General features: G+C 73.0%; 16 protein-coding genes and 1 pseudogene. 13 read left to right on the top strand and 4 right to left on the bottom strand.

Translation table 11 applies throughout. The features are described from left to right. Positions 1-167: 167 nt before the first annotated feature. The 9 genes and pseudogenes from AQJ64_RS15050 to AQJ64_RS15010 all read left to right on the top strand — a co-directional run bounded on the left by AQJ64_RS15050 (position 168) and on the right by AQJ64_RS15010 (position 16,938). On the top strand, positions 168-1,874 hold the full coding sequence (locus AQJ64_RS15050; protein WP_079061665.1) for a glycerol-3-phosphate dehydrogenase/oxidase: 1,707 nt from the start codon (positions 168-170) through the stop codon (positions 1,872-1,874). A gap of 207 nt (positions 1,875-2,081) precedes the next feature. Next, positions 2,082-4,205 carry a serine/threonine-protein kinase gene (locus AQJ64_RS15045; protein WP_055636846.1) on the top strand — a complete coding sequence of 708 codons (2,124 nt, stop codon included), beginning with the start codon at positions 2,082-2,084 and terminating at the stop codon, positions 4,203-4,205. Between the two features lie 154 nt (positions 4,206-4,359). Continuing rightward, positions 4,360-6,975: a protein kinase gene (locus AQJ64_RS15040; RefSeq protein ID WP_059202694.1), complete on the top strand. Its 2,616-nt coding sequence runs from the start codon at positions 4,360-4,362 to the stop codon at positions 6,973-6,975. A 168-nt stretch (positions 6,976-7,143) separates the two neighbouring features. After that, positions 7,144-8,928 carry a serine/threonine-protein kinase gene (locus AQJ64_RS15035; protein ID WP_059202693.1) on the top strand — a complete coding sequence of 595 codons (1,785 nt, stop codon included), beginning with the start codon at positions 7,144-7,146 and terminating at the stop codon, positions 8,926-8,928. A gap of 59 nt (positions 8,929-8,987) precedes the next feature. Continuing rightward, positions 8,988-10,781 (top strand): serine/threonine-protein kinase, encoded by a 1,794-nt coding sequence (locus AQJ64_RS15030; protein WP_059202692.1) that lies wholly within the window; start codon positions 8,988-8,990, stop codon positions 10,779-10,781. Between the two features lie 51 nt (positions 10,782-10,832). Beyond that, entirely contained in the window at positions 10,833-12,461 is a 1,629-nt protein-coding gene (locus AQJ64_RS15025; protein WP_055633024.1) for a serine/threonine-protein kinase, read from the top strand. A 47-nt stretch (positions 12,462-12,508) separates the two neighbouring features. Continuing rightward, positions 12,509-13,267: pseudogene (locus AQJ64_RS15020) on the top strand (serine/threonine-protein kinase); the annotation flags it as partial. 175 nt (positions 13,268-13,442) lie between these two features. After that, positions 13,443-15,074, top strand: coding sequence for a succinic semialdehyde dehydrogenase (locus AQJ64_RS15015; protein WP_059202690.1), 1,632 nt, complete (start codon positions 13,443-13,445; stop codon positions 15,072-15,074). A gap of 79 nt (positions 15,075-15,153) precedes the next feature. Next, entirely contained in the window at positions 15,154-16,938 is a 1,785-nt protein-coding gene (locus AQJ64_RS15010) for a GMC family oxidoreductase N-terminal domain-containing protein (protein ID WP_055634127.1), read from the top strand. 91 nt (positions 16,939-17,029) lie between these two features. Here AQJ64_RS15010 and AQJ64_RS15005 read toward each other — a convergent pair whose 3' ends face one another. Then, positions 17,030-18,070 carry an LPXTG cell wall anchor domain-containing protein gene (locus AQJ64_RS15005; protein WP_055634126.1) on the bottom strand — a complete coding sequence of 347 codons (1,041 nt, stop codon included), beginning with the start codon at positions 18,068-18,070 and terminating at the stop codon, positions 17,030-17,032. A gap of 706 nt (positions 18,071-18,776) precedes the next feature. Beyond that, the gene (locus tag AQJ64_RS15000) at positions 18,777-19,058 is read right to left on the bottom strand and encodes a chorismate mutase (protein ID WP_059202689.1); all 282 of its coding nucleotides are present in this window, start codon (positions 19,056-19,058) and stop codon (positions 18,777-18,779) included. Positions 19,059-19,411: 353 nt separating this feature from the next. Here AQJ64_RS15000 and guaA point away from each other — a divergent pair, with 353 nt between their 5' ends. After that, the gene (guaA, locus tag AQJ64_RS14995; RefSeq protein ID WP_059202688.1) at positions 19,412-20,992 is read left to right on the top strand and encodes a glutamine-hydrolyzing GMP synthase; all 1,581 of its coding nucleotides are present in this window, start codon (positions 19,412-19,414) and stop codon (positions 20,990-20,992) included. Positions 20,993-21,034: 42 nt separating this feature from the next. On the opposite strand, the gene AQJ64_RS14990 is transcribed toward guaA, so the two are convergent. Then, a complete protein-coding gene (locus tag AQJ64_RS14990; protein WP_055632915.1) occupies positions 21,035-21,523 on the bottom strand; it encodes a pyridoxamine 5'-phosphate oxidase family protein in 489 nt (162 codons plus the stop codon). Positions 21,524-21,671: 148 nt separating this feature from the next. Here AQJ64_RS14990 and AQJ64_RS14985 point away from each other — a divergent pair, with 148 nt between their 5' ends. After that, positions 21,672-22,466, top strand: coding sequence for a class II aldolase/adducin family protein (locus AQJ64_RS14985; protein ID WP_055632914.1), 795 nt, complete (start codon positions 21,672-21,674; stop codon positions 22,464-22,466). On the opposite strand, the gene AQJ64_RS14980 is transcribed toward AQJ64_RS14985, so the two are convergent. Beyond that, positions 22,435-23,361 carry a DUF4429 domain-containing protein gene (locus tag AQJ64_RS14980; protein ID WP_055632913.1) on the bottom strand — a complete coding sequence of 309 codons (927 nt, stop codon included), beginning with the start codon at positions 23,359-23,361 and terminating at the stop codon, positions 22,435-22,437. The genes AQJ64_RS14985 and AQJ64_RS14980 overlap by 32 nt on opposite strands. A gap of 203 nt (positions 23,362-23,564) precedes the next feature. Here AQJ64_RS14980 and AQJ64_RS14975 point away from each other — a divergent pair, with 203 nt between their 5' ends. After that, positions 23,565-24,854 (top strand): hypothetical protein, encoded by a 1,290-nt coding sequence (locus tag AQJ64_RS14975; protein WP_055632912.1) that lies wholly within the window; start codon positions 23,565-23,567, stop codon positions 24,852-24,854. 188 nt (positions 24,855-25,042) lie between these two features. Beyond that, positions 25,043-25,564 carry a DoxX family protein gene (locus AQJ64_RS14970; protein ID WP_055632911.1) on the top strand — a complete coding sequence of 174 codons (522 nt, stop codon included), beginning with the start codon at positions 25,043-25,045 and terminating at the stop codon, positions 25,562-25,564. Positions 25,565-25,569: the final 5 nt, after the last annotated feature.

Genomic DNA, 25,569 nt, shown 5'->3' with positions numbered 1-25,569 from the left:
GGGATTGATTGACTGTGTTCCGTGAGAGTTGTCCACAGGCTGGGGGTGCGTGGTGGCTGAAGTCGGGCAAGGCGGTCAGAATTTTGGGCAGGGGGACACGCAGGGGGGACACCGGGCGGGCCTCGCCCTGAAGGTGCGGCCGGCGCGACGGACAGCGGGAGGCAGCGGTGAGGACAGCGACACTGGGGCCGGCACAGCGAGCCGAGTCACTGGCGGGCATGGCCGAGCGTGAGCTGGACGTGCTGGTCGTGGGAGGCGGAGTGGTCGGCGCGGGTACCGCCCTCGACGCCGTGACCCGAGGCCTGTCCACGGGCCTGGTCGAAGCGCGTGACTGGGCGTCGGGCACGTCCAGCAGGTCCAGCAAGCTGGTCCACGGCGGACTGCGCTATCTGGAGATGCTCGACTTCGCCCTCGTCCGCGAGGCCCTGAAGGAGCGCGGACTGCTGCTGGAGCGGCTCGCACCCCACCTGGTCAAACCCGTCCCGTTCCTGTACCCGCTCCAGCACAAGGGCTGGGAGCGGTGGTACGCCGGCTCGGGCGTCGCGCTCTACGACGCGATGTCCATGGCCCGCGGCCACGGCCGGGGCCTGCCCCTGCACCGCCATCTGAGCCGCCGTCACGCCCTGCGCGTCGCCCCCGCCCTGCGCAAGGAGGCCCTGGTCGGCGCGTTGCAGTACTACGACGCCCAGATGGACGACGCCCGCTTCGTCGCCACCCTGGTGCGCACCGCGGTGTCCTACGGCGCGAAGGCCGCCAACCGGGCCCGGGTGACGGGCTTCGTGCGCGAGGGCGAACGGGTCGTCGGAGCCCGGGTGACGGACGTGGAGGGCGGCGGCGAGTACGAGATCCGCGCCCGGCAGATCGTCAACGCCACCGGCGTGTGGACCGACGACACCCAGGGGATGGTCGGCGAGCGCGGCCAGTTCCACGTCCGCGCCTCCAAGGGCATCCACCTCGTCGTGCCCAGGGACCGCATCAGCTCCTCCACCGGTCTGATCCTGCGCACCGAGAAGTCCGTACTGTTCGTCATCCCCTGGGGCCGGCACTGGATCGTCGGCACCACCGACACCGACTGGGACCTGGACAAGGCCCACCCGGCCGCCTCCAGCGCGGACATCGACTATCTGCTGGAGCACGTCAACTCGGTCCTCAGGGTGCCGCTGACCCGCGACGACGTCGAGGGCGTCTACGCGGGCCTCAGGCCACTGCTGGCCGGCGAGTCGGACGCCACCAGCAAGCTGTCGCGCGAACACACCGTCGCCCACCCCGCGCCCGGACTGGTGGTCGTGGCCGGCGGCAAGTACACGACGTACCGGGTGATGGCCAAGGACGCCGTCGACGAGGCCGTGCACGGGCTGGACATGCGGGTCGCCGACTGTGTCACCGAGGACGTGCCGCTGCTCGGCGCCGAGGGCTACCGGGCGCTGTGGAACGCGCGGGCGCGCATCGCCGTGCGCAGTGGGCTGCACGTGGTGCGGGTGGAGCATCTCCTCAACCGCTACGGGACGATGGCCGAGGAGGTGCTCGACCTCATCGCCTCCGACCCCTCCCTGGGCGAACCGCTCCAGGCCGCCGACGACTATCTGCGCGCCGAGATCGTCTACGCCGCCTCGCACGAGGGGGCGCGGCATCTGGACGACGTCCTCACCCGGCGCACCCGCATCTCCATCGAGACCTTCGACCGCGGCACCCGCAGCGCCCGGGAGGCCGCCGAGCTGATGGCGCCCGTGCTCGGCTGGGACAAGGACCAGATCGAGCGCGAGGTCGAGCACTACGAGAAGCGGGTGGAGGCCGAGCGCGAGTCCCAGCTCCAGCCCGACGACCAGACGGCGGACGCGGCCCGGCTCGGGGCACCGGACATCGTGCCGCTCTGACCGTCGAACTCCGTTCGGCACAAGGCCTGTTCACGGCGGGAGCAGGCCGGGTGCCCCGGTGTCACCTGGGCGTTGGCCGGACTGCGCCGCACCTTCTGGCCGGAATGCTCCCCACCTCCGGGAGCGCGAGAGGCACCCTGGGCGTCGGGCACTTGTCGGGTGAGGGACAATGGAGGCTCTTTCAGGGCGGGTTGCATGAGGGGACGCATGTCGGAGGCGGAGCGGGCGGGAGCATCCCGTCAGGACAAGAGCGCACGTCTCCTCGCCGGTCGGTACCGGCTGGGAGGCGTACTCGGCCGCGGCGGCATGGGGACGGTGTGGCGCGCCGAGGACGAGACCCTCGGCCGCACGGTCGCCGTCAAGGAGCTGCGGTTCCCGGGGAACATCGACGAGGACGAGAAGCGTCGGCTGATCACCCGGACCCTGCGCGAGGCCAAGGCCATCGCCAGGATCCGCAACAACAGCGCGGTGACGGTCTTCGACGTGGTCGAGGAGGACGACCGGCCGTGGATCGTGATGGAACTCGTCGAGGGCAAGTCGCTCGCCGAGGTCATCCGTGAGGACGGCGTGCTGGAACCGAGGCGCGCCGCCGAGGTCGGCCTCGCGATCCTCGACGTGCTGCGCTCGGCGCACCGCGAGGGCATCCTGCACCGCGACGTGAAGCCGTCCAACGTACTGATCGCCGAGGACGGCCGGGTCGTGCTCACCGACTTCGGCATCGCCCAGGTCGAGGGCGACCCGTCCATCACCTCCACCGGCATGCTCGTCGGCGCCCCCTCCTACATCTCCCCGGAGCGCGCCCGCGGTCACAAGCCCGGCCCCGCCGCCGACCTGTGGTCGCTCGGCGGTCTGCTCTACGCCTCGGTCGAGGGCTCCCCGCCGTACGACAAGGGCTCCGCGATCGCGACGCTCACCGCGGTGATGACCGAGCCGCTGGAGGAGCCGAAGAACGCCGGTCCGCTCAAGGACGTCATCTACGGGCTGCTCACCAAGGACCCCCAGCGGCGGCTCGACGACGCCGGCGCGCGGGCGATGCTCAACGACGTGATCCACGCGCCCGACCCCAAGGAGGCCGAGCCGGCCGACGCCACCAGGCTCGTGCCGATCCCGGTCCAGCCGGACGGCCCCGAGGGCAGGGGGAGTTCGGCCGGGGAGGCGGGCGAGAAGCTGCGCGGCGCGCTGCGCTCCGTCCGCAAGAAGGCCGCCGTCGCCGCGGGCGCGGCCTCCACGGCGGCCGCGTCCCGCGTCAAGTCCGGCAGCGGTACGGCGGCTTCGGGCACCCGGGAGGCATCCGCCTCCGCCGCCACCACGGTGTCCCCTTCCGTGGGCACGGGCGAGGGCCGGCGCACCGGCGCGGCGACCGCGTCGGCGCCCGCCGGCAGGACGGCCACGGCCCCGGCCGCCTCGTCCGCGACGGCAGGCTCCGCGCCCACCACCGTGACGCCCACCGGCGGGACACCCACCACCGTGACGCCGACCGGCGGGACGAACGGCACGACGGGCGGCCGGAGTTCGGGCTGGCCCGTGATGACCCCGCCGGACCTGCCGCCGCGCCCCGTGCCGAGGGCGCCGCTGACCGACGTGGTGCCCAAGCGCACGCTGGTGATCATCGCCGTGGTGGTGGTGCTCGCGGTGCTCGGCACCGTGCTGGCCCTCACCCTCGGCGGCGGTGACGACGACAGCGCGAGCGGCACCGGCAAGAGCGGCGGCAGCACCGTGGCGAGCGGCAGCGCGAGCGGGAGCGCCGAGACCAAGGAGGACGCGAGCGGCGGCAACCGCACGGACGGGTCCACCGCCCGGTCCGGCTCGCAGTCCACCGGCTCGGCCGCCTCCGGCTCGTCGCCGAGCAACACCACGGCCGCCGGCGGCACCGGCTCCGACGTGTCCGCCACCGGCGACAGCCGGGCCGCGACGACGCACGAGGGGAGCCGTTACTCGATCGGGCTGCCCACCGGCTGGAAGTTCCAGACGTCGAGCTCCGCCGGCGACCGGTTCACCGGCCCCGACGGGCAGCGGCTGCTGGTGGCCTGGACGACCACGCCCAAGGACGACCCGGTCGCCGACTGGAAGAGCCAGGAGCGCTACATGACGCGCTCGCAGTACCAGAAGATCCGGATACAGGCGGTGAACTACCGCGGCTGGAACACGGCCGACTGGGAATTCACCTATGGGGAGAGCGGCACCAAGTACCGGGTGATCGACCGCGGGTTCGTCGTGAGCGACAGCCAGGGGTACGCGCTGATGTACACGGCGAAGGCCGCCAAGTGGTCCACCGAGCTGCGCAAGAGCACCTGGCAGACACTCACCGACACCTTCACGCCCAAGAAGTAGCGGTCCGGATCCGGTATCCCCTCTCGGAGAGTTGCCTCCGGCACGTATCGTGAAGGGCTGCGGACCGTGTGCATCCAGCTCCGTGGCCGGATACGGCTGCAACGGGTCGTGTGGTGAACGGATGTGACCGACCGGGGCGGCCGGGGGAGGCAACGTGGACGACTATGCGGGACGGGTACTCGCCGACCGCTACCGCCTGCCGCTGCCCCCCTCCGACGAGTACGAACTCACCGAGACCCGTGCCTTCGACACCTACAGCGGACAGGAAGTCCTGGTCCGCCAGGTGCCGTTGCCCGAGGTCGTCGAGGCCGAGGTGCTCGACGCCGGAGGGCTGCCCGAGGGGTTCACGGCGCGTGAGCACCGGGGCGGCGCCGGGCGGATCCCCGGCGCACGCGGGGGCGCGAGCACCCGCCGGCCCGCCGATCCCGTCGTACGGCGCGCCGTGGAGGCCGCGCAGGCGGCGGCGAGCATCCCCGACCACCCCCGGCTCGACCAGGTCTTCGACGTGTTCGCCGACGGCGGTTCGCTGTGGATAGTGAGTGAGCTGGTGGCCGCACGGCCGCTCGCCGCGCTCCTGGCCGAGCAGCCGCTGACCCCGTACCGGGCCGCCGAGGTCGCCTCCGACGTACTCACGGCCCTGCGGGTGCTGCACGCGCACGGCTGGGTGCACCGGAACATCACCGCCCGCACGGTCCTCGTCTGCGACGACGGACGGGTCATGCTGACCGGCCTCGCGGTCGGCGCGGCGGAGGAGGCGCTCTGCGGCTACGACCCGGTGCCCACGGAGGAACCGGGGCCCGGCGCGGTGATCCGGACGCCCTCCGCGACCCCTCCGCACCCACCGGCGCCGGGCCGTGCCGCCGGGCCCGTGAGCGGTGGGCCCGTGAGCGGTGGGCCCGTGGGTGGGCCGGGCGGGGAGGATCCCGAGGCTGCCCGGCGTGCCGCGATCGAGGCGCGGGCGGCCGGTGGGCTGCCGGGGCCCGCGGGTGAGCCGGTGACCGGCGCCGGCCCCTCGGGTGAGGTCGCCCGGCGGGCGCCCCTGGAGACCGGCGGGGACATCCGCGCCGCGCGCGCCGGGGCGATCGCCGCCTACCGGGCGGGCGCCCGCGCCGCGGCCCGCGTCCAGGAGTCCCAGCAGAACGGCCGCACGGCCCTGCCGGGGGCCCGCACTCCCGCCGAGGACGACCACGGCCCCGTGACCGCTTCTCCGTACGGCGCGCCCGGCACGAACTCGCCGCTCCCGGGCGGCTCCGGCGGTGTCACCGGCACTCCGCACGCCCTGAGCGGTACCACCGGCGCCCCCGCCGGCCCGCCCGGACAGATCGCCGACCCCTATGGGGTACGAGGCACCCCCGCACCGAACACCGGAGGGCACCCACCCGCTCCCGCAGCCGCGGGGCAGCCGCCCGTCCCCGTCCCGGCGCGGCCCGGCGGGGTGGCCGGCGACGGCCGGTCCGGGGCGCGCTGGGACGATCCCGTGGCCGCCGGGACGCCCGGTGGGGCCGTGCGCCGGGGCCCCGCCACCGCGCTCGCCGCCGAGCGGGCCCGGCAGGCCCGGATGGCGGTCGTCGGGCCCGTCACCGAGCGCTGGGCGCCCGAACAGGCCGGGCCGGTGCACGAGAACTGGCAGCTCGCCGCGCCGATCGGTCCCGCCACCGACCTGTGGGCGCTCGGCGCGCTGCTCTTCCGGGCCGTACAGGGACACGCGCCCTACCCGGAGGAGTCGACGGCGGAGCTGGTGCAGATGGTGTGCGCCGAGCCGCCCGCCTTCGCCGAGGAGTGCGGACCGCTCAGGCCGGTCGTGGAGTCGCTGCTGCGCCAGGACCCCACCGAGCGCCTCGACTTCGAGGAACTGCGCGGCTGGCTGCGCTCGCTGGTGCGGTCCGCGCCCGAGCCGGAGGCGGGCACCCACGTCGTCGCCGCGCCGCCCACCGACCCGCGCCGGCTGCCGATCGTGCGCCGCAAGGGCGAACTGGTGCGCAGACGGCGCGCCGGGCTGCCCGCGACACACGGCCGCCACAAGCGGGCCCGGCAGGACACGGGCCGTTCCCCGCGCAGCCTCGGCCGCACCCTGCTGGTGCTGATCCTGCTGCTGCTGGCCGGTGCCGTCGCCTACGCCGTCCTGTTCATGCCCAAGGCCGGCGAGGACGGCGCGACCGCGACCGGCGGCGCCCAGAACACCGGGGCCACCGCCTCCGCGAGCGCACCCGCCGGTCAGGCCCCCGACGCGAGCAGCGAGCCCCGGCCCGACCAGACCTCGCCCGGCGGCGGTACCAGCGCGGAGGCCACCGAGCCCCAGACCGGCTCCGGCACGGACGTCGCCGACGGCTTCACCCTCCGCGAGGACGCCGCCGGTTTCCGGATCGCCGTGGCCGACGGCTGGGGCCGCACCGGCAAGAACGGGCGCGGTCAGATCGTGTACTCCCACGGCGACTTCGAGCTGATCGTCGTACCGGGGCGGGACAGCGCCTCCGCCAACGGCAGCGACCCGATGGTCTACCAGCGGGAGAAGGAGAGCGAGCTCCAGCCGTACCGCGACTCCAGTTGGGCGACCGCCTCCGGGCTGCGGACCACGACCGTGGGCAACCGCACCATGGCCGAGGGACAGTTCACCTGGTCCGACGGCGGGCGTGAGCTGTACGTCCGCAACCTCGCGATCCTCGTCGGCGGCCGCTATCACATCGTCCAGGTGCGCGGGCCCGAGGCCGAACGGGACGAGGTCACCCGGCTGTACGCGCAGGCGGCCGCCACGTACCAGTACACCGGCTGAGCAGGCCCGTTCCGCGACGGAGCGTGCGTTCGGGCGGGCCGGTTCCCGGACGGCCCCGGAAGCGACAACCGTCACAGTGCTGTCTCCTTGGCACCCCCCTGGTTCCCCGGACGCATCCCGGTCTTTACGCTGACCCTGTCAAGAGCATTGCGGGGCAACGTGAATCAGATGCAGGGCCTGCTCCTCGCGGGCCGCTACCGGCTCGCCGACACCATCGGCAGCGGTGGCATGGGTCGGGTGTGGCGGGCGCACGACGAGCTGCTGCACCGTGCGGTCGCCATCAAGGAGTTGACCGCCGCCCTCTACGTCACCGAGAGCGACCGGCCGGTCCTGCTCGCGCGCACCCGGGCGGAGGCGCGTGCCGCGGCGCGGATCAACCACTCCGCCGTCGTCACCGTGCACGACGTCCTCGAACACGACGGCCGGCCGTGGATCGTGATGGAGCTGGTCGAGGGCCGTTCGCTGGCCGACGCCGTCAAGGAGGACGGCCGGGTCGAACCGGCCGAGGCGGCCCGGATCGGCCTGTGGGTGCTGCGCGCCCTGCGCGCCGCGCACTCCGCCGGGGTCCTGCACCGTGACGTCAAGCCCGGCAACGTGCTCATCTCGCACGACGGCCGGGTGCTGCTCACCGACTTCGGCATCGCCCAGATCGAGGGCGACACGACGATCACCCGGACCGGAGAGGTCGTCGGCTCCGTCGACTATCTCGCCCCCGAGCGGATCCGCGGCCAGGACCCGGGCCCCTCCTCCGACCTGTGGGCGCTCGGCGCGACCCTGTACACGGCGGTGGAGGGGCGCTCGCCGTTCCGCCGCACCTCGGCGCTGAGCACCCTTCAGGCCGTCGTCGAGGACGAGGCCGCCGAGCCGCGGTACGCCGGTCCGCTCGGCCCCGTCGTCGCCGCGCTCCTCCGCAAGGACCCGGCCGGCCGGCCCTCCACCTCCGAGGCCGAGCAGCTTCTCGCCGAGGCCGCCGAAGGGCGCCGCCCGAACGCGGCGCAGGCCTTCGTGCCCACGCAGTACGGCGGGCCGGGCGGCTACGCCCACCCCGGCCAGGACGTGCAGTCCGCGTCAGGAGCGCAGTACGTCTCCGGGGCGCACGCCGGACCGGCGGCGGGACCCGGGAGCCCCGTAGGACCCGGTCCGTCGGAGGGGTCGACGCCGGTCCCCGGCGTCACCGGCCCGACCGCCGCCGCCGGCCTCCCGCACTCCGGCACCGGTTCCGGACCCGTCCCCCACCTCGCGCACTCGGGCCCCGTGCACCTCGGCCCCGCCGGGGCCGCCCAGCCCCCGCGCCGCCGCCGGCTGCGTACGCTCGCGCTCGTGGTCGTCGTCGCCGCGCTGGTCGGCGGGGGGACGGCCGTGGCGCTCCAGAAGTGGGGCCCGGACCGGGAGGACACCGGCGCGTCCGCGGCCCCCTACGACTCCGCCTCGCCGAGCGTCTCGGCCGGTACGAGCCCCGGCAGCCAGGGCGGCGTGCCCGACTCCTGGGTCAAGGTCGACGACGAGTTGGGCTTCGGGCTCTCCCTGCCCGACGACACCTGGACGCGGTCGGTCTACCAGGACGACGGCGACCTCAAGCAGATCGACTACTCCCCGGACGGCGGCGAGCACTTCGTCCGGATCGCCCTCGACAAGTCGCCCGACTACAACGACCCGTACGCGCACCAGAAGGACCTCGAGGCGCAACTCGAGCGGCTGGTCGACTACAAGACGGTCAAGCTGGAGAAGAACGTCTACCGCGACCGCGACGGCTCCGAGTGGGAGTACACCTGGACCGCGCTGGCGAAGGACACGGAGTTCCCCGGGCCGCGCCGGGCCGTCGAGGAGACGTACATCGCCCGTGACGGCTCGGAGTACGCGATCTACCTGTCCTCCCCGGCGAAGGACTGGGCCACCACCGCCAAGCAGTTCAAAGCCATACTGCAGAGCTGGCGGGAACCCAGCGCCTCCTGACGGGGGGTTGGCCGGTCGGCCACCCGGAGCGGGGCCATCCGGTGGGGCATGATGGGCCCATGGGGACCGAGGGGGACGCCGTCCGCGTCATCGCGGGCCGCTACCGGCTCGAGGCGAGGCTCGGGCGGGGCGGCATGGGCGTCGTGTGGCGTGCCACGGACGAGCTGTTGGGACGGCGTGTCGCGGTCAAGGAGCTGATCCAGGACGACACGCTCTCCGCCGAGGAGGCGCGCGGCCGCCGCGACCGGACACTGCGCGAGGCCCGCGCGGTGGCCCAGTTGAGCCACCCGCACATCATCGTCGTGCACGACGTCGTCGAGGACGGCGAACGGCCGTACATCGTCATGGAGCTGATCAAGGGCGGCTCGCTCGCCGACCGGATCGCCGGGCACGGACCGCTCGCCCCGCAGGAGGCGGCCCGGATCGCCATCGCCCTGCTCGGCGCCGTGCGCGCCGCGCACGCGGCCGGGGTGCTGCACCGGGACATCAAACCGGCGAACGTCCTGCTGGAGGACGACAGCGACCGGGTCGTCCTCACCGACTTCGGCATCGCGCAGGTCGCGGGCGCCACCACGCTCACCGAGACCGGCTCCTTCGTCGGCTCGCCCGAGTACACCGCCCCGGAGCGGATGTCCGGCGCGCGCACCGGCCCCGAGTCCGACCTGTGGTCGCTGGGCGCGCTGCTGTGCACCGCGCTGAGCGGCGAATCGCCCTTCCGGCGCGACTCCCTGGGCGGCATCCTGCACGCCGTCGTGTTCGCCGAGATCCGGACGCCCGCCGAGGCCGCTCCGCTGCTGCCCGTCGTTCGGGGGTTGTTGGAGCGCGATCCGGAACGGCGGCTCGCACCGGCGGAAGCGGAGCGGCTGCTGCGCGCCTTCCTCGACACCGGGCGTACGCCGGAGCCCGTGGGCTCCGGGTACACCCCGACCCAGGAGGATCTGCCGGCCCGCTCCCGGGCGACCGGGAGGTTCCGGCGGCCGTCCGCGCGGTCGGACCAGCCCCGGCAGCCGGAGGAGTCACGGGCGGAGCAGTCCCGGCCGTCGGAGCGGACCCGGCCGGGGGCGGAGCAGACCCGGCTGGGCTCGGAGCCGCTGCCCGCGCGGGAGCGGTCCTCGCGGGGCGTGCTGATCGCCGCGCTGCTGGTCGCCGCGATGGCGGGCGCGGGCGTGTCGGCGGCGGCGCTGCTGGTGAACCGCGACGGCGGCGGTTCCGCCCCCACGAGTCCCACGAGTTCCGCACGCCCTACGGGTGCCACGGGTGCCACGGGTCCTACGGGTTCGGCGTCCCGGGAGACGACGGGCCCGGGCGCGGGTCCGACCGCCTCGGGCTCGACCAGCCACAGCCCCACGAAGGCCACCCCGTCCGCCACGCCCTCCGGCGCCGCGAACCCCGCCTCCGACGACCGCCCCAGCGCCCCCTCCGGCTACCGCGTCGCCGACGACCCGGCCGGGTTCGCCCTCGCCGTGCCGGAGGACTTCACACGCGTGCCGCAGGGCGAGCGGGTCTTCTACATGTCGCCGGGGCAGACCTTCCGCCTCGGCATCAAGGTCGCCGACCCGGAGTCGGGCGGCCCGCTGGGCGTGATGCGGCGCGCGGCCGCCAAGGGCCCCGACACCAACCCCGGTTACCACGACGGCACGGTCACCGAGACCACCCACGACGGCGACCCCGCCGCCCTCTGGGAGTTCACCTGGGACGGCTTCAGCGCGGCGGAGGGCCCCCGGCACACCTACGACCTGTGCTGGGAGGAGGGCGGGCGGCTGTACGACGTATGGGTGTCGGCGCCCGTCGGCAAGGTGCGGGAGGCACGGGAGTACTTCGACGTCGCGGTCGACACGTTCGTGACACGGTAGTTGCCGTTCTCCGGTGGAAACCGGCCCGCCTGGCGCGATAGGGATGGACCCATGAGTCACCACGGGGGTGTCGGCCACGAGCCCGACGAGACGACCAGTTTTGTTCTGCAACCGCCGAACCCGCAGGCGGCCGCCGCTCCTTCGCCGATCCCCCCGCAGCAGGGCGAGCCCGGCGTCGGGCGGCTCATAGCCGGCCGGTACCGGCTGCTCGCCAAGCTGGGGCACGGCGGCATGGGCACGGTGTGGCGGGCCAAGGACGAGGTCGTGGACCGCGAGGTCGCCGTCAAGGAGCCCCGCATACCGGACCATCTTCCCGAACGTGAACGGGCCAACGCGTTCGAACGGATGCGCCGCGAGGCGCGGGCGGCGGCCCGGCTCGACCACCCCGCCGTGGTCAACGTGCACGATGTCGCCGTCGTCGACGGACAGCCCTGGATCGTGATGGAGCTGGTCCACGGCCGCTCCCTCGGCAGCGCCCTCCAGGAGGGCACGCTCGGCGCCCGTGAGGCCGCCCGGATCGGCCTGGAGGTGCTGGCCGCGCTGGAGGCCGCGCACGCCGCGGGCATCCTGCACCGGGACGTGAAGCCGGACAACATCCTGCTCGGCCGCCACGACCGGATCGTCCTCACCGACTTCGGCATCGCCCGGATCGAGGGCGAGACCAGCCTGACCGACACCGGCGGGTTCGTCGGCTCGCCCGAGTACATCGCGCCCGAGCGGGTGCTCGGCCAGCGCCCCGGCCCGGCCAGCGACCTGTGGTCGCTCGGCGTGGTGCTGTACGCGGCCACGGAGGGCGTGTCGCCGTTCCGGCGCAGCAACACGCCGGCCACCCTCCAGTCCGTCCTCAACGCCGTGCCCGCCCCGCCCGCCGCCGCGCGGGGCCCGCTCGCCGAGGCCGTCAACGGGCTGCTGGACAAGGACCCCGCCCGCCGCCCCGGCGCCGCACGGGTACGGGCCCTGCTGGAGGCGGCGGTGAACCCGCCCGCGCCGCTCCCGCAGGCGGTCCTGGCGGCCGACGCGCCCGCCCCGACGACCGAGGTGCCCGTACGCCGGCGCCGTCTGCGCCGTACGGCGTGGACCGCACTCGCGGCCGTGGCCCTCGCGACGGCCGCGACGGCGTACGTGCTGATCGCCGACCCGTTCGCCGGACCGCTGCCGGACGGCTGGTCCGAGCACCACGAGAAGGACGTCACCGCGACCCTCGCCGTGCCCGGCGCCTATGTGCGCAGCGAGCCGGACAAGGACCGCAGGGACGACGAGCACTGGGTCGCCTACACCGATCCGAGCGGTGCGATCTCCGTCGTGCTGGAGGTGGCGCGCAAGGCGGAGGACACGGGCAAGAACATCAAGGCCTCGGCGGCGGCCGAGATGTACGCCGACGACGGGGACTTCAAGGAGTCCGGCAGCTACGAGCTCGACATGCCGAAGAAGCCGCGCACGAAGACCGACGGCAACGCGCGGTACCAGGACGGCAGACCCGCCGCCGAGAACACCGTGGTCTACACCACCGACGACAGTCAGGACCCGCACCCGCGTGAGCTGCGGATCTTCTACTACCGGTCCGCCGCCGGCGACATGTACAAGCTGCTGATCGGCTACCCGGGCAAGGGCGACTTCACCGCGCGGGGCCGGGAGGTGGCGCGCACGGCGATCGCCAACCTGGACCTCGACAAGCCGTAGACCGTGCTGCCCGCCGTGGAGCGCGGTGCTCGTGGTAGTCATGGGGCATGAGTGACGACAGCGCCCCGAAAGGCGTCAACGACCTTGTCGCGGGCGGGCGTTACCGACTGCTCGAACGGATCGGCTCCGGCGCCACGGGCACCGTCTGGCGGGCCCACGACGACCTCCTGGACCGCGAGGTCGCCGTCAAGCAGCCCCGGCTGCCCGGCGGCCCCGGGGACGAGGACCGCCGCAGGGCCGCCCACCGCCTCCACCACGAGGCCCGGGCCGCCGCCCTCGTCGACCACCCCTCCGCCGTCGCCATCCTCGACGTGGTGGAGGAGGACGGGCAGCCCGAGGCCGCCGGTGACGGACCGCCCTGGATCGTCATGGAGCTGATCCGCGGCGAGTCCCTGCACGAGACGCTCACCCGCGGCCCCCTCGACCCCGCCGAGGCCGCCCGCGTCGGCCTCGCCGTCCTCGGCGCCCTGCGCGCCGCGCACGCCGTCGGCATCGTCCACCGCGAGGTGAAACCGGCGAACGTCCTGCTCGGCCCGGACGGCCGGGTCGGCCTCACCGGCTTCGGCCTGGCCCACACCCCGGACCCGCCCGCCGCCGCCCTCCCCGGCTCCCCGGACTTCGCCGCCCCCGAGCGCAGAGCGGGCCGCGACGCCGGCCCCGCCTCCGACCTGTGGTCGCTCGGCGCCCTGCTCCGCACCGCCGTGGCGGACACCGGCCCGCTGGACCCCCTCGTCCGGCGTCTGCTCAGCCCGGACCCGGACGGCCGACCGGATCCGGCACAGGCCGCGGCGGAGCTGGAGGCGGTGGTCGCGGCGTCCCGCGCCCGCCTGGAGCTGGAAAGCCGCTGAACCCCACCGCGACCCGACCGGCGCCCTGATCAGCGGCTTCGTTGCCAGCGGACACTGGCGTCATGTGGACGGTCGGTGAATCCCCGTTACCGGCGGGTACCCAAAGTCCTCCCCGCGGCATACCCTGCGCGTCATGACGGACTCGCAGGCCCCGGACAGTACCGGTACGACGACCACGGCCGGTACGAACCCCCTCGCCCCCACCCCCGCAGGCGTCCGCACCGCCGCCGACGTGGTCACCCCCCAGCTCGTCGCCCAGCTCACCAAGGGCGTCGTCGGCTCCGGCCGCACCGCGAACCACACGCCGTTCACCGGCGAGAAGCTCGCCGACCTGCCCGAGTCCACCCCCGAGGACGTGCTCAAGGCCTACGAGGCGGCCCGCGCCGCACAGGCCGTGTGGGCGCGGACACCCGTACGGGAGCGCGCCGCCGTCCTGCTCCGCTTCCACGACCTGCTCCTGGCCCGCCAGGCCGAGGTCCTCGACCTCATCCAGCTGGAGACCGGCAAGGCACGCCTGCACGCCCACGAGGAGGTCCAGGCCGTCGCGGTCGCCGCCCGCCACTACGGGCGCCGGGCCGCCGCGTATCTGCGGCCCAAGCGGCACGCCGGCGCCATGCCGACCCTCACCAAGGTCACCGAACTGCGCCACCCGCGCGGGGTCGTCGGCCAGATCGCCCCCTGGAACTACCCCCTGGAACTCTCCGTCGGCGACGCGCTCCCCGCCTTCGTCGCGGGCAACGCGGTCGTCATGAAGCCGGACACCGAGACCTGCCTGACGGCCCTGTGGGCCCGCGACCTCCTCATCGAGGCCGGTCTGCCCGCCGACGTCTTCCAGGTCGTCCTCGGCGAGGGCCCGGTCATCGGCCCCGAGGTCGTCCGGCACGCCGACTACGTCTCCTTCACCGGCTCCACCCGCACCGGCCGCGAGGTCGCCCGGGGCGCCGCCGCCCGCCTGGTCGGCGTGTCCCTCGAACTCGGCGGCAAGAACGCCATGCTGGTCCTCGACGACGCCGACATCGAGAAGGCCGCCGCGGGCGCCGTCCGCGCCTGCTTCTCCTCCGCCGGCCAGCTCTGCATCTCCATCGAGCGGCTCTACGTCCACGAGTCGGTCGCGGACGCCTTCCTGGAGCGCTTCGCCACCCGCACCAAGGGCATGCGCCTCGGCAACTCCCTCGCCTACGGCGCCGACATGGGCTCCCTGGTCGGCGAACGCCAGCTGGAGACCGTGTCCCGGCATGTCGAGGAGGCCGTGGCCAAGGGCGCGAAGGTGGTCGCCGGCGGGGTGGCCCGCCCCGACATCGGCCCCTACTTCTACGAGCCGACCATCCTCGACGGCGTCACCGAGCCCATGGCGGTCTGCGGCGAGGAGACCTTCGGCCCGGTCGTCTCGATCTACCGCTTCAGGACCGACGAGGAGGCGATCGGGCTCGCCAACTCCACGCCGTACGGCCTGAACTCCTCCGTCTGGACCAGGAACGCCCGCCGCGGCGCCGAGGTCGCCGCCCGCCTGCGCACCGGCACCGTCAACGTCAACGAGGGCTACGCCCCCGCCTACGGCAGTGTCCAGTCCCCGATGGGCGGCATGAAGGACTCCGGCCTCGGCCGCCGCCACGGCTCGGAGGGCATCCTCAAGTACACGGAGGCCCAGACGGTGGCCCAGCAGCGGCTGCTGCCGATGGCGCCGGCGCTGGGGATGGACGACGAGAAGTACGCGGCTTTCATGAGCACGAGCCTGCGGGTCATGAAGGCGCTCCGGCTCAGGTAGCCGACCTGCTTCTCAGGGCGCGGGGAACTGCGCGACCAGCCAGAACCGGCCCGCACACGACACTCGACGAGGAGACCCCGTGCCCCAGGACACCCACGCCTACGACTATGACGTCCTCGTCGTGGGCTCCGGCTTCGGCGGCTCGGTGACAGCCCTGCGCCTCACGGAAAAGGGCTACCGAGTCGGCGTCCTGGAAGCCGGCCGCCGCTTCACCCGCGCGACCCTGCCCAGGAACTCCTGGGACCTGAAGAACTACCTGTGGGCCCCCAAGCTCGGCTGCTACGGAATCCAGCGCATCCACCTCCTCGGCAACGTCATGGTCCTGGCGGGCGCGGGCGTCGGCGGCGGCTCCCTGAACTACGCCAACACCCTCTACGTCCCGCCGAAACCCTTCTTCGACGACCCCCAGTGGCGGGACATCACCGACTGGCAGGAGGAGCTGAGCCCGTACTACGACCAGGCGCGCCGCATGCTCGGCGTACGGCTCAACCCCACGACGACCCCCTCCGACGTGCACCTGAAGGCGGCCGCCGAGCGGATGGGCGTCGGCGACACCTTCCACCTCGCACCGGTCGGCGTGTTCTTCGGCGACGGCGAGGACGCGGACGGCGCCACGAAGGCGAAACCGGGCGAGCAGGTCGCCGACCCCTACTTCGGCGGCGCGGGCCCCGACCGCAACGCCTGCACCGAGTGCGGCGAGTGCATGACCGGCTGCCGGCACGGCGCGAAGAACACCCTGAACGAGAACTACCTGTACCTCGCCGAGAAGGCGGGCGCGGTCGTCCACCCCATGACGACGGTCGTGTCGGTCACGGACGACTCCCAGGGCGGGTACGCGGTGGCGACCCTCCCGACCGACGAGCGCCGCCGCGCCGAGGGCCGTACCTTCAAGGCCCGCCGGGTCGTCCTGGCCGCCGGCACCTACGGCACCCAGACCCTGCTGCACCGCATGAAGGCGAACGGACAACTGCCGTACCTGTCCGACCGGCTCGGCGAGCTGACCCGCACCAACTCCGAGGCACTGGTCGGCGCCCAGACCGACGACCGCCGCTACCGCCGGGCGACCGGCGCGCCGAAGGCCGACTTCACCCGCGGCGTCGCCATCACCTCCTCGATCCACCCGGACGAGAACACCCACATCGAGCCGGTCCGCTACGGCAAGGGCTCCAACTCCATGGGCGGCCTGTCCATCCTCCAGGTCCCGTACGCGGAGGGCTCGTCGCGGGTGGCCGGCTGGCTCGCCCACGCCGCCCGCCACCCCCTGCTCGTCCTGCGCTCGCTGTCCAACCGGCGCTGGTCGGAGCGGACCATCATCGGCCTGGTGATGCAGTCGCTGGACAACTCGCTGACGACCTACCTGAAGCAGACGGGCGTGGGCAAGGGGCTGCTGACGGCCCGCCAGGGCCATGGCGCGCCCAACCCCAAGCAGATCAAGGCCGCCTCCGAGGCCGCCACCGCGATCGCCGCCGACATCAACGGCTTCGCCGGCTCCAACGTGGGCGAGCTGATGGGCACCCCGCTCACCGCCCACTTCCTCGGCGGCTGTCCGATCGGGGACTCCCGGGAGACCGGGGTGATCGACCCGTACCACCGTCTCTACGGCCACCCCGGCATCTCGGTCGTCGACGGCGCCGCGGTCTCCGCGAACCTGGGCGTCAACCCTTCCCTCACCATCACCGCCCAGGCCGAGCGGGCGATGTCGTACTGGCCCAACAAGGGCGAGGCGGACCCGCGTCCGGCGCAGGGAGCGGCGTACGAGCGGCTGAAGCCGGTGGAGCCGCAGGCCCCGGCGGTCCCGGCGGAGGCCTTCGGCGCGCTGCGTCTGCCGTTCCTGGGGATGCCGACGGTGCCGCCGAAGAAGTAGGGAATCAGGCGGGGTGCGCGAAGACGGGCAAGCGAAAGGGACCTGCACCCCCCTCCGAGCGCAGGTCCCCTTCGCTGTCCTGGGCGGCGCGTTACGCGTGCGCGCCGGTCCTGCGGCGCCGGACCGCGACGACCGCTCCCGCACCGGCGAGGACGGCGACACCGCCGACGAGGCCGATGACGGGGAGCGAGGAGTCGGAGCCGGTGGAGGCGAGGCTGCCGCTGATCGGCTTGGCGCCGCCCTGGGCCCGGGTGCCGTCGTCGGTGCCGGGCTTCTCGCCGTTCGGCTCGGCGTCGTCGACGTCACCGGCGTCGCTGCCGGCGGCGAGGATCTTCACGTCGTAGAAGTCACCGTTGCCGTGGCACGTGGCGTCCTTGCCCGCGTAGATCGCCTCGCTCAGCGCGAACGACGAGCCGGCCGGGGCCGACGCCTTGACCTTCACCCGCAGGTCGAGCGTGCTGGAGCTGTGCTTCTCCAGGGTGTCGAGCAGTCCGACGAAGGAGCCGGTGACGTTGACCTTCTTGCCGTCCTCGTCCTCGTAGGAGTCCTGGAAGCCGTCGGTCCACTTCCCGTCCTCCTTGACCTGGATGACGGCGAGGCCCTCGGACAGCCAGGCGTCCGTGTCGTCGCCGTACTCGAGGAACGCGTCGATGTAGACGTTCGTCAGGTCCTGGTCGGAGTCGTTCTGGACCTTGAAGGTGAAACCGTGCCAGCCGGAACCGGCCACGATCTTGTTCGGCAGGCCCTTGATCTGCGCGGTGAGGTTCTCGTCCAGCTCGAAGGCCTTGCAGTCCGAGAACGGGTCGAACGGCTTCTCGCTCGCGGACGCGCTCGTGGAGGCCGAGGCGCTCGCCGAGGAAGAGGAGGACTGCGAGGCCGAGCCGGACGGGGAGCCGGAGGCGCTGCCGGTCTGCGACTCGGACGCCGAGGGCGAGGTGGTGTCGGACGCGGAGCCGGACGGGCTCGACGTGTCCGCCGCGTCCGACCCGGGCGCGGCGGCGGTCTCGGACCCGGAGGCGCTCGCGGACGGCGAGCCGGACTCCTCGGCGAACGCTCCCGGCGCGGAGAGCAGGGCGAGCGGCACCATCGCGGCCGTCGCGGCCGCGGTGAGGAGAGTCCGGCGAAGTTTCATGAAGACCTCGGGAGATCGACTGTGGGAGGAGGTCTTCTGCGAATGCGGGGCGCAGGCGTGACCCTTGTTTCGCCTGGTGTGACCCGCGAGTCCTGTGAACGGTTGTGCTCACCTCACAGGATCTTTATGTGAGGTGCGTCACTCGAATGTGCGTCACTCGAATGTGCGTCGCTCGGGTGTGCGGCGACGGGCCCCGCGGTGCGACGAAGGGCCCCGCGGGGCGGGTCCGCGGGGCCCTTCTTATCGTCAGCACCGGCGTCAGGGCAGCGCCGGTGCCTGGGAGGCGGCGCCGGGGGGTTGCGCCGCTCTATTGGTCTGGACCTCTGAAAGTCATCCGGGACGAAAAGTGCAAGAGGGGTGTCCGGGACGGGACTTGGAGCGATGAGGGCTTTTCTGCATCGTGCTGGATGAACGCGGCGCCCGCAACCGTTCGACCCGGCTCTTGTGCATTTCGCCCTGTCCGCCGATCGGCCCCGGGCGTCCCCGAGGCCGACCGTTCTCTTGGGTGACCGGGCTGCTGTCCCCTGCCGTCCGGTCACTTGCCTGGAGCGAGGTCCCACGACGCACGGCACGATCCGTCCGCCTCATCGCTCCAGTGAGCCACGCGTGGTACTTCCGGGCCCGCACCTGGCTGGAACGGACACCGGGACCAACGAAACGGAGCCGACGGCGGTCACGCGCCGTACGGGTGAGAGGGCGCCCGAACTCAGATACGACCCCGGCACAGCTCCAGCAGCGTCATCGCGAGGGCGGTGCCGGGCTTGCCCAGCGCCTCCCGGTAGTGACCGAGGACCTCCATCTCGCGCGAGAGGTTCACGCGCCGGCCGCCGGAGGTGATCCGGGCCTCCTGGATGACGGCGGACACGGCCGCCCGTTCCTGGATCAGCCCGATGATCCGGTCGTCGAGGGCGTCGATGCGCTCCCGCGCACCGGTGATCACATCGGCGGCCTCGGGGGTACGGGCGCCGGTCACGTCGAGGGCGGTCATGGGGGCTCCTGGTGGGGTGTCGGGTGCGGCCCCGGACCGACAGGCCCCGGAAAACGCCAGACGCCCCGGGCCTTGTCGGCCCGGGGCGCCTGGGAAGTCGCTTGTCAGTTGCTCAAGCAGCACGACCATGGCAGCCGGTGGGCCGGTTGCCATAGGTAAAGAGGAAGGTCGGGAGCTTGCGCATGGGGGGAGTATGCCACAGCGCTTCCTGCCCGACCGAGCCGGGGGAGGGGTGGGCGAAGGCCGAGGGTCCGGGGGCTGGGGGCGGACCCCCGGGGACGGGACCGTTCCGACGGCCACCTCGGTAGAATCGGCGTACACACAGACCCCCGCCCCACCGCCGGAAGGCTCCCGTGTCATCAGCGACTCCCGCTGCCGCCGTCCCCGACACCGTCCTGGTCGTCGACTTCGGCGCGCAGTACGCCCAGCTCATCGCCCGCCGAGTCCGCGAGGCCCGGGTCTACAGCGAGATCGTGCCGAGCACCATGCCGGTCGAGGAGATGCTCGCCAAGAACCCGGCGGCGATCATCCTCTCCGGCGGCCCCTCGTCCGTGTACGAGGAGGGCGCCCCCCGCCTCGGCCGCGAGCTGTTCGAGGCCGGCGTCCCCGTCTTCGGCATGTGCTACGGCTTCCAGCTGATGGCCCAGGCCCTCGGCGGCACCGTCGACAACACCGGCTCCCGCGAGTACGGCCGTACGGATCTGCACGTCTCCAGGACGTCCTCCACCCTGTTCGAGGGCACCCCGGCCGAGCAGCACGTGTGGATGTCGCACGGCGACGCCTGCTCCGCCGCCCCCGAGGGCTTCACGGTCACCGCGTCCACGGACGTCGTCCCGGTCGCCGCCTTCGAGAACGACGAGAAGAAGCTCTACGGCGTCCAGTACCACCCCGAGGTCATGCACTCCACGCACGGCCAGCAGGTCCTGGAGCACTTCCTCTACCGCGGCGCGGGCCTGAAGCCCACCTGGACCACCGGGAACGTGATCGAGGAGCAGGTCGCCGCGATCCGCGAGCTGGTCGGCGACAAGCGCGCCATCTGCGGTCTGTCCGGCGGCGTCGACTCCGCGGTGGCCGCGGCCCTCGTCGCCCGCGCCATCGGCGACCAGCTGACCTGCGTGTATGTCGACCACGGCCTGATGCGCAAGGGCGAGACCGAGCAGGTCGAGAAGGACTTCGTGGCCGCGACCGGCGTGAAGCTGGTCGTCGTCGACGCCGAGGAGCGCTTCCTCACCGCGCTCAAGGGCGTCTCCGACCCCGAGCAGAAGCGCAAGACCATCGGCCGCGAGTTCATCCGCGTCTTCGAGCAGGCCCAGGCCGAGATCATCGCGGACGAGGGCCCGGCGGTGGAGTTCCTGGTCCAGGGCACGCTCTACCCGGACGTCGTCGAGTCCGGCGGCGGCACCGGCACCGCGAACATCAAGTCCCACCACAACGTCGGCGGGCTCCCGGAGGACCTCGAGTTCCAGCTCATCGAGCCCCTCCGCAAGCTCTTCAAGGACGAGGTCCGCATGGTCGGCCAGGAGCTCGGCCTGCCGGAGGAGATCGTCCAGCGCCAGCCGTTCCCCGGCCCCGGCCTCGGCATCCGGATCGTCGGAGAGGTCACCAAGGAGCGCCTGGACCTGCTGCGCGACGCCGACGCGATCGCCCGCGAGGAACTCACCGCCGCCGGTCTCGACCGCGAGATCTGGCAGTGCCCGGTCGTCCTGCTCGCGGACGTCCGCAGCGTCGGCGTCCAGGGCGACGGCCGCACCTACGGCCACCCGATCGTGCTGCGCCCCGTCTCCTCCGAGGACGCCATGACCGCCGACTGGTCGCGGCTGCCGTACGACGTCCTCGCGAAGATCTCCACCCGGATCACCAACGAGGTCCGCGACGTCAACCGCGTGGTCGTCGACGTCACCTCCAAGCCCCCGGGCACCATCGAGTGGGAGTAGATCCCCCCGGGGTCACCCGCGGTCACCCGCGGTCACCCGCGATCACCTGCGCTTGACGACGCGCAGCCCCGCACCGGGCTGCCAGACCTGCACGACGAGATACGTCTCGTCCTCGACGCAGGTCCTGACGACCTCCGTCAGCTCGGTGCGGAAGAGGTGGAACGGCTCCGGCGGTTCCACCTCTTTGCTGTACGCCCCCTTCACCGCCGGATCCTCGACCTCCACCGCCCGCCCCGCGATCCGTACGTCCCCACCGCCCATCCCCGTGCCCTCGCCCGGGTTGGCCTGGAGCGCGAAACGCGGATCGCGCCGCAGATCGAGCGCCTTGACCGAGCCCGGCATCATGCCGAGCCACAGCTCACCGTCGAGGAACCGGACCTCCAGCCCCGTGGTCCGCGGTGAGCCGTCCTTGCGCAGAGTCGCCAGGACATGGTGGGTGAACGCGCCGAAACGCTCTTCGACGGTCCGCGCGAGATCCGGTTCGGCCACGGTGAACGTGGCCCAGTTCGCCGTCGTGTCGTTCGCTGTCATACCCGGAGTGTGAACGCGATACAGGACATCTTCTGTCGTATTTCTGTCGTGTTCCTCAGACGCACGTCATCTTTGCATAACAACCCTGTTCTCCTGCGCTGACCGAGGGTAACTTCCGCCCGTACACCCACCCAGTGCTGGAGGACCGATGCACGGGCCCACGCCGCCTGCCCCGCTGCCCACCGACCGGCTGAACTTCGCGATGCCACCGATGCACGACTCGGTCGAGGACGAGCGCCGGCACCGCAAGGAACGCCTGGCGGGCGCCGTACGCATCTTCGGCCGCCTCGGCTTCGAGGACGGCGTGTCCGGCCACATCACCGCCCGCGACCCCGAATACAGCGACTGCTTCTGGGTCAACCCGTTCGGCATGCCGTTCAAGCACGTCACCGTCAGTGACCTGGTCCTCGCCAACTCCGACGGCCAGGTCGTCGAGGGCGGCTACCACGTCAACCAGGCCGCCTTCACCGTCCACGCCCAGGTCCACGCCGCCCGCCCGGACGTCGTCGCCGTCGCCCACTGCCACTCGGTGTACGGCCGCGCCCTCGCCGCCCTCGGCGAACTCCTCGACCCCCTCACCCAGGAGAGCTGCGCGTTCTACGAGGACCACGCCCTCTACGACGCCTACACCGGAGTCGCCGTCGACGCCGAGGAGGGCCGGCGCATCGCGAGCGCCCTCGGCTCCCGCAAGGCCCTCGTCCTGCGCAACCACGGCCTGCTCACCGTCGGCGACTCGGTCGACGCGGCCGCCTGGTGGTTCCTGTCCATGGAACGCTCCAGCCAGGTCCAGCTCACCGCCCGCGCCGCCGGCCGCCCCCTGCTGATCGACCACCGGGCAGCCGCCGCGACCCGCGAACAGCTCGGCGGCGACCTCGTGGCCTGGATCAACTACCAGCCCCTCTGGCAGGACATCAGCCGCAGCGAACCGGACCTGCTGAGCTAGGCCCCTCCTGGAAGCCACGCAGTATCACCGCCTTCGTCCGCACGAACTCCTCGTCCGTCAGCACCCCGTCCCGGTGCAGCTCACCCAGCTCCCGCAGCCTGCGCAACAGGACGTCATGGGGATCGGCCTGGGCGGGAACGGCCGCCCCCCGCCGCTGCGGCCGGCCCGCGCCCTCGGCGTCCGCCCACGCCGAGGGGTGCGGCATCCGTGCCGTCACCGCCGTCGCCACCAGCGCGGTCAGCAGATCCCGCTGCACACCGCCCCACAGATCCAGCGCATACGGATCCTTCTCCGCCGGCAGCTTCGAGAACACCGTCTCCCGCGTCACGAACCGCAGAAAGCCGTCCTCGTGGCCGGAGTTGGGCAACCACTCCACCCGCACCAGATCCCCCACCGCGATGATCCGCGGCCCCGTCGCCCGCTTCACCCGGTCCGAGGTGTCCGCCCAGTCGATCCGCACCCGCGTCCCGTCGAAGGACACCGTGCCGTCCGACGAACGCACCGACACCGGAACCGGCGGCCCCGGCAGCAGATAGGCCCGGGCGGGCTCCTTGGGCACCTGGTCCAGCAACAGCGCGTGCCGGATCTCCTGCACGACGTACTCCGCCAGCCCGGAACGGTCCCCATCCACCAGCAGCCGGTACGGATCCGCCGACTCCGGCAGCCGCCCGCCCGTCGCCTGCAACAGCGGGTCCGCCCCCTCCCTGAGCCGCATCCGCAGCCGCCCCCGCCGCCGTTCCGGCTCGTAGACGACCCCGGCGACCGCCTCCAACGGCACGACGATCTCCCCGTACGTCTGCCGGAACAGCGGCACGGAACGGTGCAGCCCCGGCGTGATCCGCACCGCCGTACCGTCGAAGGCCCAGCTCCCGTCACGCTGGATGATCTCGGCCATACGGACAATTCTCGCAGCCGGGTCAACACGGCCCCTCCCTTCTTCACCCGCTCTGACCAGACCTGCCGAAGCCGGACCGTGTGCGGTAGGGCACAATTCGCTCTCATCGCGGGGGAGTTGTCAGCAGGGCGGCGGCCGGTGGCCATATCGGGTCTTTTCGGGACCGCCGCTCGTTCGGGTCACGGGGAAGGCGGGCGTCGGACGTGGCGGTACAGGAGGCGAGACAGGGCGCGCACCCGGGCACGGGCGCGGGCCCCCACGACGGCGGCTGCACCTGCGGGGACTGCCCGCACGGTGCCCGCGAGGGACACCGGCGCGCGGTCGCCGCGTTCCTGCTCAAACGCGACGAGTTCGCCGCCGGCCAGGGCCTGCCGGCCGCCGTCGCCCACTCCGCCTCGGCCTCCCGCCAATGGGTCTCCGAGGAACTCACCCAATCGGCCGAGCTGGTTGCCGAACGCGGCCGCGCCGAGGGCGAGGCCTGGCTGTCCCGCCTCTGGCTGCGCACCGCGACCACCGTCTGGGTGGCGGTCGTGCTGCTCCTCCTCGTCCAGGCCCTCACCGCGATCGGCGCGGGCTGGACCTCGGCCCGCACCGCCGGACTCCTCGCCGCCCTCCTCGTGGCCGGCGCCCTCACCACCGCCTCCTGGTTCCACCGGGCCCGCGGCGGCGCCCTCGCCCCCGTCATCGGCGAGGACAACCGCCTCTCCACCTCCCGCGCGGTCGCCGCCGCCTGGGTCCTCCTCCTCTCCTACGCCGTCCTCGTCCTCGTCGGCCGCCTCGCCGCCGCCTCCGGTCACACCGAACGCGACGCCCTCATCTCCGGCCTCGACCTCGCCCACGGCGCCGGTGTCGTGACCGTCCTCGCCGTGGTCTGCGGCATCGCGGTCCTCGTCCGCCGGGTGGTGGGCCTACGGGTCCTGGCCCAACGGCTCCAGAAGGTCCGCGCCCACCGCCCCCGGGCGGCCGACCTCCTCACCGACGACTCCGGCCGCGGCACCTTCGCCGACATCCAGTACGTCGTCATCAGCACCGTCGCCCTGGCCTTCGCCGCGGTCCGCCTCGCCCGCCGCCCCGACCAACTCCCCGACCTGCCCTGGGGCCTCGCGGTCGTGGTCCTGGTCTCGGCCGCGACCTACCTCGCCGGCAAGTACGCCGAGGGCGGCCGTCCCGTCATCCTCTCCGTCGTCCGCTCCCGGGAGGCCGGCGACCTCGACGCCCCCATCCGCACCGGCGACGACATCGAGATCCGCGGCGCCGGCTTCGTCCCGCCCGGTGCCCAGACCGCCGACCGCCTCTCCCGCATGGTCGTCCGCATCGGCCCGGTCCATGTCCATGTCCCCCTCGTCCCGGTCGCCGGCGGCTTCAGCAACCCCACCGACGCCGTCCTCACCGTCCCCGTCCCCGCCGACGTCGAACCCGGCCGGCTGGAGGTCCAGGTCGTCACCGCGGCGGGTGTGGAGACGAACCGCTGCACGATCGACGTCACCGAGTAGCGGCCCGGTCCCGCGGCCGACCGGCCGGAGCGGTCGGCCAGGGGCCGAAGTGAACGCGCGGGCGGAGTGAACCAGTGGGACCCACAGGCTGTGCAAACAATTGAGCGCACCCCCCATTTCGTACGTATGGTCTGTTGAGGGGTCCCACCACTCAGGGCGAGAGGCGGCTACGGGCGATGACTCACGGCATGCGGACGGACACCTATCCTCCCTACCTCCAGGGCGGCGGCCGGGGCTGGCGGGACACCGCCCGCCACTACGCTCTCCTTCCTCTACGGATCTTTCTGGGCGTCACCTTCATCTACGCCGGTATCGACAAACTCACCGACAGCGCCTTCATGAAGGACGGCGGCGCGGGCTCGATCGGCGACACCATGCGTGCCGTCCGTGACTCCTCGGCCATCCCCGCCCTGGTCGACCTGGCCCTGAAGAACCCGGTCGGCTTCGGTTACGCCATCGCCCTCGGTGAACTCGCCGTCGGCATCGGCGCCCTGATCGGCCTCCTCACCCGGCTCGCCGCTCTCGGCGGCGCGCTGATCTCCCTCTCCCTCTGGCTGACGGTGAGCTGGGCCTCCGACCCGTACTACTACGGCAACGACCTCATCTATCTGATGGCCTGGCTCCCCTTCGTCCTCGCCGGCGCCCCCTACCTCTCGCTCGACGCGCTCTGGCACAACCGGCGCCGGCAACGAGCAGGCGGCCTGGACTGACCTTG

It is taken from the genome of Streptomyces griseoruber (assembly GCF_001514205.1).
Lineage (GTDB): Bacteria > Actinomycetota > Actinomycetes > Streptomycetales > Streptomycetaceae > Streptomyces > Streptomyces griseoruber.
Note: the sequence above shows the minus strand (reverse complement) of the source record. Positions and strands in the feature narration are given on the sequence as shown.